Below are 7174 nucleotides of genomic sequence, written 5' to 3'. Positions count from 1 at the left end.
CCCCACCCCAACCCCTCCCCTGAAGGGGAGGGGCTTTTGTTTGCGCAGTCTGCGCTGCGTCTTTGCGGACTTTCCGCGCTGCTGCTTGGATGGCGCCCTGGGGAGTTCTGGGCGGCCACGCCGACGGAGTTGCAGGTGATTTTCGGCGCCATGGCGGGCACGGACAATGGGCAGGCGCCGCCTGCGCCTTCGGACATGGCGAAGCTTAGGGAGATGTTCCCCGATGGATGAGGAAATAGAACGGCTGGTGGTCAGCGTGCGTGCCGATGTGCAGGGTTTTGCAAGCGATGTTTCCGCGATGGGCGGGCTTTTGGAGGGGCCGCTGGCGAAAGGTGCGGATCGTGCCGGGAGCATGATCGAGACGACCCTATTGCGGGCGGTCAGGACTGGAAAGCTGGGCTTTGAGGACCTGAAGCGGATTGCATTGAGCGCAATGGCCGAGATAGCGCAAGGGGCGATCAGCAGCGGCATAGGGGGCTTGTTCGGCGGGGTTGGCGGGGGCGGGTTGCTGGGCAACGCCGGGACGATCCTTTCGGCGGCGCTTGGCTTGCCGGGACGGGCTACCGGCGGGCCCGTATCGCCGGGGCGGGCCTATGTGGTCGGCGAGCGGGGGCCGGAGCTGTTCGTGCCGACAGCGAGTGGGCAGGTGATGGCGGGCCGGGCGGCATCCTCGCGTGATGTGCGGATAACCGTGAATGTGCAGGCGGGGCAGCTTGGCGCTCCCGAGGCGCTGGCGAAGAGTTCGCGGCAGGTGGCCCGGGCGGTACGGCGGGCCTTGGAGACGTAAGGATCTTGCCTCCCGCTACTCTGTCGTTCCTGCCTGCGCATCGGCGACGGCTAGAGGAAGTCGAGACACGTCGCACCAGCGTCCCTCGACTGCGCTCGGGACGAACGGGTCAATTGAACGTCATCACACCAATTCCAATGGAAATTGCGAAGGATCGACATGAGCTATTGGCTGGCGAGCGGCCGCGAAGGACGGGAGAGCGGGTTTGTGAAGCGTTTTGCTCCGCATCTCTGGACCGTCAATTTCCCCCGGCCGATGATGGCGGGTTTGACCACAGCGGGTCCGCATTCCATGCGGGTCGATGCGGTGTTCTATCGCAAGAACGATCTGGCGGGGCTCATCTGGGAGAGCGAGGACAAGTGGGACCACCCGCTGCTTAGCTATGAGACGGACAGGGACTATCGCCGCTGCAAGCTGACATTCCGGTGGCGTTCGGGCGCGGTGAAGGCCCTGGACGCTGTGAACGGGCCGACGCTGACGATCGAGGGCCGGGACGCTTCAGGGGCGGCCCGGAGCTGGTTTGTGCGGCTGTGGAATTATGCCGAGGGGTCGCCCGAGGACGCCATCATCGCGATCGATTTTGGCGATCTGGACGGCGGATTCCTGCTGCCCTCCGAAGCGGTGCCGGTCTGGGCCGGCGATGTGGACCGGATGTTCATTTCGCTGGTGGCTCCTGCCTATGACGGCAGCGAAGGCTTTCTGGCCGCGCCGGCAGAGGGGTGGGTGGAGATTTCGGAGATCGCTTGCGAGGGTTCGGGATCAGTGCTGGAGCGGGGCGATGTGATGGTGCCCGAGCATGGGCTGTCCGTCGCGACCGGCTATGACGATGCCTACAATCAGGCGCCGGAACGGGTGCTGCGGAACATACTGGCGCTCGGCTATCGCGGCGACATCAACCATTATGTGGGGATGAGCCATTATTTCCGGCTCGAGCCGCTTTTTGGCGGGCTGTATGTGAGCCTTGCGGGCGGGGCGCTGAATGCGCCTTGCGCCGCCTGGCACCGGGATTTTGTGGCACGGGCGAAAGCGTTGGGGTTCGGAGTGATCCTGTCGCTTTCCTATGAGCTGCTGAACGAGCACTGCTGGAACGACTGGAAGCAGCGGGCGGAGAATGGCGATCCGGCGCTCACTGGCTGGGACCCGCCTTCTGCGCTGCTGTCCCCGGCGCATGCGGGGGCTATGAACTATCTACGGCTGGTCGGAAGGGCCTTTGCCGCGATTGCGCGGGATGCGGGGCTTGCCGTCAAATTCCAGGTGGGCGAGCCCTGGTGGTGGATCATGGGGGACGGGCGGATATGCCTTTATGATGATGCGGCGCGGTCGGCATTTGGCGGGGCGCCGGTATCCATTCCCAATATCCGTTCGCCCTTGAGCGACGCGCAGAAGGCTTTGCTGGATGCAGCGGGGGCCTTGCTGGCCGCCTCGACTGCGGGGCTGGGGGCGGCGGTGAGGGAGGAAGCGGCGGGCGCAGAGACGCATTTGCTGGTTTATCTGCCGACCGTGCTTGATCCGCTCGCGCCAGAGGCGAAGCGGGCGAATGTGCCTGTGGGCTGGGCCTCGTCCGCCTTCGATGTGCTGCAACTAGAGGATTACGACTGGGTGACGGAAGGGCGCTCCGGCCTTACCGCCAAGGGTGTGGCGGCGATGACGGCGCGGCTGGGTTATCCGGCTGAGGAGCAGCATTATTTTGCAGGCTTCGTGCTGCGCGGCGAGGACCGGGCGCAGTGGAAGCGGATTGCCGCAGCGGCGGATGCCGGGCGGGCGCGGGGGGCGGCGGCGACGTTCCTGTGGGCGCTGCCGCAGATCTGCCGCGACGGCTTTACCTATTTTCGGATGGGGGAGGAGGATGGCGTGGAAGCTTTTGATGATGTGCTGTTTCCGCTGGCGCTGGGGCGGGAGGCGAGCGTTGCCCCCTGCTTTTCTACGCAGGTGGTGGAAAGCCAAAGCGGCCATGAGCAGCGGAGCAGCGACTGGGCGGATGCGCGGATGCGCTATGATGCTGGGCCGGGGGTGCGGTCGGAGGCCGATCTGGCGGAGCTCATCGCCTTTTTCCGGGCGCGCCGGGGAGCGGCGAAGGGCTTCCGCTTTGCCGATCCGTTCGACGACCGAAGCTGCGATCATGGCAAGGAGCCGTCGCGTATGGACCAGCCGCTGGGCGTCGGGGATGGGGTCACGACGCAATTCCAGCTTTGCAAATATTATGGCTTTGGCACGGAGGCGCAGCGGCGGGTCATTACCCGGCCAAGGCCAGGCAGCATTTCCGTGGCGGTGAATGGCATCGCGGCGGGCGGGTGGTCTCATCTCGGCAAGGGGATCATCGCCTTTGACGAGGCGCCGCCAGTGGGAGCGGCGCTGACAGCGGGTTTCCGCTTCGACGTGCCGGTGCGCTTTGCCCAGGATGTGCTGGAGGTGAGCCGCGCCACCTTTGCCGCAGGCGAGGCGGTTTCCGTTCCTCTGATCGAGGTGCGGGAAGAGGGATAAGCTTGGTGGCGGGGAGTTGATTATGGAAGCATTGGAACGGGAGCTTGCCGGGCTCACCTTTTGCTGGCGGCTGGACCGGCGCGATGGGGTGAGCGTCGGGCTGACATCGCATGACCGCGATCTGGAGGTGGATGGCTTTCTCTATCGCGCGGCGCCGGGGATGCTGCCTTCAGCGGTGAGCATCGGCAGCGGGCTGGAGGCGGACAGCATGGATGTGCGCGGGGCGTTGACGGCAGACGTGATTTCGGCGGCTGACCTGGATGCGGGGCGCTGGGATGGAGCGGCTGTGCGTCTCTACCTTACGGACTGGAATGCGCCGGGCGGGATGTGGCTGGAACTGACCGCAGGCGAACTGGGGGCTGTCGAGCGGCAGGGGGAGGCGTTCTCCGCCGAGCTTCGCGGACCCGTCGCCATGCTGGATGGTCCGGCTGCCCCGGAGACCTCGCCCGATTGCCGGGCGGAGCTTGGCGACAGGGACTGCCGGGTCGATTTGAGTGGGCGGCGGCGCATCGTCCGAATGGCCGGGGCCGATGGCGAGACGGTTACCGTTCTGAACGGCGGATTGACGCCGGGCGCTTATGCTTTTGGCCGCTTGCGCTGGCTGACCGGCCCCAATTGCGGGCTGGCTCAACTGGTGCTTGCGTCGGATGCGGCGAGCATCACGCTGATGGATGCGCCGCCCTTCGAGGTGGTGGCGGGGACGATGGCAGAGCTGGTGGAGGGCTGTGACAAGCGGCTGGAGACCTGCTCCGCGACGTTCGGCAATGCCATCAACTTTCGCGGCGAGCCCTATCTGCCCGGAAATGATCTGCTGACGCGCTATCCGGGAGCTTGACCAATGAGCGGCATGGGTGAGGTCCTGGCGCGCGAGGCGCTGGGGCTGGTGGGCGTGCCGTTTCGCCTGCATGGCCGTTCGGTGGAGACCGGCGTGGATTGCGTTGGGCTGGTGGCGCTGGCGACATGGCGGGCGGGCCATCGAGGCGAGGCGCCGGACCGCTATGCCTTGCGGGGCGGGAAGCTGGAGCAATTTGAAGCCTGGCTGAAAGCCGCGGGTCTCTGCAGAGCGGCCGAGATGCGCATCGGCGACATTGTGCTGGTGCAGGCCGGAATGCGGCAGTTTCACCTGATGGTCTTTGCCGGCGCGGGGTTCGTCCACGCCCATGCAGGCTTGCGGCAGGTGGTGGCCATGCCCGGCGAGAGCCCCTGGCCGGTGCTGGGGGTCTGGCGCCTTCCCGGCTGAGCAGTGCCACCTTTCATTCACCAAGAGGTTTATATGGCTACTCTCGTATTGACGGCGGTGGGCACGGTGCTGGGCGGCCCGATCGGCGGCGCCATAGGCGCGGCGCTGGGGCAGGCAGTGGACCAGAATATCCTCTTCAAGCCCAAGGGGCGGGAAGGGCCGCGGCTGGACCGGCTGGACGTCCAGACATCCACCTATGGCAGTCAGGTGCCGCAGATATTCGGGCGAATGCGCGTCGCGGGCACGGTGATCTGGGCAACGGACCTAAAGGAAACAAAGAAAAAGAGCGGCGGCGGCAAGGGCAGGCCAAGCACCACGACATTCAGCTATTCGGCGAGTTTTGCCGTCGCCTTGTCGAGCAGGCGGATAGTGCGGGTGGGACGCATTTGGGCCGATGGAAATCTGCTTCGCGGCGCAGCGGGAGATTTCAAGACCGCCGTTGGAGCCTTCCGGCTGTTTAACGGGGACCCGGACCAGCGCCAGGACCAGCTTATGGCGTCGGCGGAAGGTACGGCGTTTACGCCCGCCCATCGCGGCACGGCCTATGCGCTGTTCGAGGATATGCAGCTTGCCGACTATGGCAATCGTATTCCTTCTCTCACCTTCGAAGTGGTGGCGGATGAGGATGAGGTTGGCATTGCGCATGTCAGCGAAAGCTTGTCTGGCGGGCTGCTGAGCGGCACAGGGGATGCGACAGTGAAGGGCTATGCCGCTTTCGGGCCCAGCATTGCCGATGCAGTTGAGCCGTTGATAAGCAGCTTTGACCTGCGTCTTCGTCCCCAGGGGGGGCGTCTGATCATGGACGGATCGATTGCAGGTGGAGACGCCATTGCTGCAGCTACACTGGCGCGGCGGGTCAATGGAGACATGGTCGCGCCCGTCTCATCCGCCAAACAGGCGGCAGCGCTTACACCCCAAACGCTATCCATTCGCTATTATGAGGCGGAGCGCGATTATCAGGCCGGGCTGCAGCGCGCCGCAAGGCCGGGCGCCGGCCGGCAGCATGTGCAAATCGACCTGCCCGCAGTGGTGTCCGCCAGCAAGGCCAAAGGATTGGCGGCCCGAAAGGCGGCGGCGTTGTGGCGGGGCCGCTCCACGCTCGAACTGATTTGCGGATGGAGCGAACTGCACCGCAGGCCGGGAACAATCGTGTCCTTGGCCGGCATGGCTGGCCTTTGGAGCATTGAATCGCTGCAATGGGAGAAGATGGCTGTCCGGCTTTCGTTGAGGCAGGTCGCCGCGGGACCATCGGTGAGCCTGGAGGCATCGTCCGGCTCCGCCGTCCGGGAGGAGGATCAGTTGCATGGGCCCACGACCCTGCTGCTCGCCGACTTGCCGCATCTGGGCGATGGCGTGGCCGCAACACCGCTGGTGGTGGCAGCGGCGGCTGGAGCTTCCGCCGGCTGGCGGCGGGCCTCGCTCTTTGTTGAGGAAGGCGATGAAACCGTTGCCATTGGAGAGAGCGGCGCACCGGCTGTCATGGGAACTTCGCTTTCCGCGCCGGCCATGGCTTCCGCTACGCTTTTCGATGATATTTCCGTACTGGATGTGGAGTTGCTTGATCCCGCCATGGTCCTTGCCGGAGCCAGTGATGATGCATTGCTGCGCGGCACCAATTTTTGCCTGCTGGGACAGGAACTGTTGCAATTTGGACATGCCGTCCAGACCAGCCTGCGCCACTACCGGCTGACGCATCTGCTGCGCGGCCGGCGGGGCACGGAGTGGGCCATTGGCGGACATGGCAGCGGCGAGCATTTCCTGCTGATCGATGCAGAGACGCTGACGAAAGTGCCGGATAACCATGTGCGCGCCGGAAGCGAACTCAAGCTGCTGGCCCAGGGGCTGGGCGATGCCGAGCCCGTGGAAGCCGCGCTGATGGTAAGGGGGACTGCCTTGAAGCCGCCCTCGCCAGTGCATCTCTCGGTGTTTCAGGAGAGCGGTGGTGGTCGAATCATCCGATGGACCAGGCGGAGCCGCGCGGGATGGATCTGGACCGACCATGTCGATGCCCCGCTGGGTGAGGAATTCGAGCGGTACAGGCTGCGCGTGCTGGCGGGCGGAACCGTCCTCCGGGAGACCGAAACAGCCGTGCCCGAATTTCCCTACAGTGCCGCGATGGCTGGAGAGGACGTGGCAGCCGGAGGGTCTTTGCTGACGATTGAAGTCTGCCAGATTGGCGCGCTCGGCGTAAGCGAGCCACTGATGCGCAGCATCGCCATCTGACGAGCCCCTGAAACCCATCATTTCCGATTTGAGCGAAGGAACCAGACATGCCCACAGATGCAACGCCGCGTTTTAACCTGCCCTTCCTTCATACCGGTCAGGCCCAGAAGGAGATATTTCACAATGAAGCCCTGACGCGGGCCGATATCCTGGTGCATGCCCATGCCCTCTCAGCGGCGCTGGGCGAACCGCCCGCAGCGCCCTCCGAGGGCCAGTGCTGGATCGTGAATGGCTCGCCCTCCGGGGCTTGGCTGGGACATGCGGGAGCATTTGCCTGCTGGACTTCAGGAGGCTGGCGGTTCGTGCTTCCCAGAGCCGGAATGAAGGTGCGGGTTGCGGATGAGGAACTCGATTATGTGCATGACGGCACTGCCTGGCAAAGGAGTGAAATTCGCCCGGCTGGCCTTTTTTTATCAAATGTGCAGGTCGTCGGAGAGAGGGAG

Annotated in this window: 7 protein-coding genes; all 7 read left to right on the top strand. The window is 64.9% G+C overall.

All coding sequences use genetic code 11. The annotated features are described in order from the left end of the window. Nucleotides 1–231, top strand: a 231-nt coding sequence (locus tag VJS46_RS06805; protein WP_324058880.1) for a phage tail assembly chaperone, incomplete at its 5' end; no start/stop codon positions are given. After that, nucleotides 224–787, top strand: a complete 564-nt coding sequence (locus VJS46_RS06800; protein WP_324058878.1) for a tail tape measure protein — start codon at nt 224–226, stop codon at nt 785–787. The genes VJS46_RS06805 and VJS46_RS06800, both read left to right, overlap by 8 nt. A 159-nt stretch (nt 788–946) precedes the next feature. Next, a complete protein-coding gene (locus tag VJS46_RS06795) occupies nt 947–3268 on the top strand; it encodes a DUF2460 domain-containing protein (RefSeq protein WP_324058876.1) in 2322 nt (773 codons plus the stop codon). 22 nt (nt 3269–3290) lie between these two features. Continuing rightward, entirely contained in the window at nt 3291–4103 is an 813-nt protein-coding gene (locus VJS46_RS06790) for a DUF2163 domain-containing protein (protein WP_324058874.1), read from the top strand. A gap of 3 nt (nt 4104–4106) precedes the next feature. Further along, nucleotides 4107–4508, top strand: coding sequence for a peptidoglycan endopeptidase (locus VJS46_RS06785; RefSeq protein WP_324058872.1), 402 nt, complete (start codon nt 4107–4109; stop codon nt 4506–4508). 33 nt (nt 4509–4541) lie between these two features. Beyond that, nucleotides 4542–6731: a phage tail protein gene (locus VJS46_RS06780; protein ID WP_324058870.1), complete on the top strand. Its 2190-nt coding sequence runs from the start codon at nt 4542–4544 to the stop codon at nt 6729–6731. A gap of 47 nt (nt 6732–6778) precedes the next feature. Then, nucleotides 6779–7174 (top strand): DUF2793 domain-containing protein (locus VJS46_RS06775; RefSeq protein WP_324058868.1); only part of this gene is annotated, 396 nt, incomplete at its 3' end.

Origin of the sequence: Rhizorhapis sp. (assembly GCF_035276005.1) — a bacterium.
Lineage (GTDB): Bacteria > Pseudomonadota > Alphaproteobacteria > Sphingomonadales > Sphingomonadaceae > Rhizorhapis.
The sequence above is the reverse complement of the archived record's forward strand: the minus strand, read 5'-3'. Positions and strand labels throughout refer to the sequence as shown.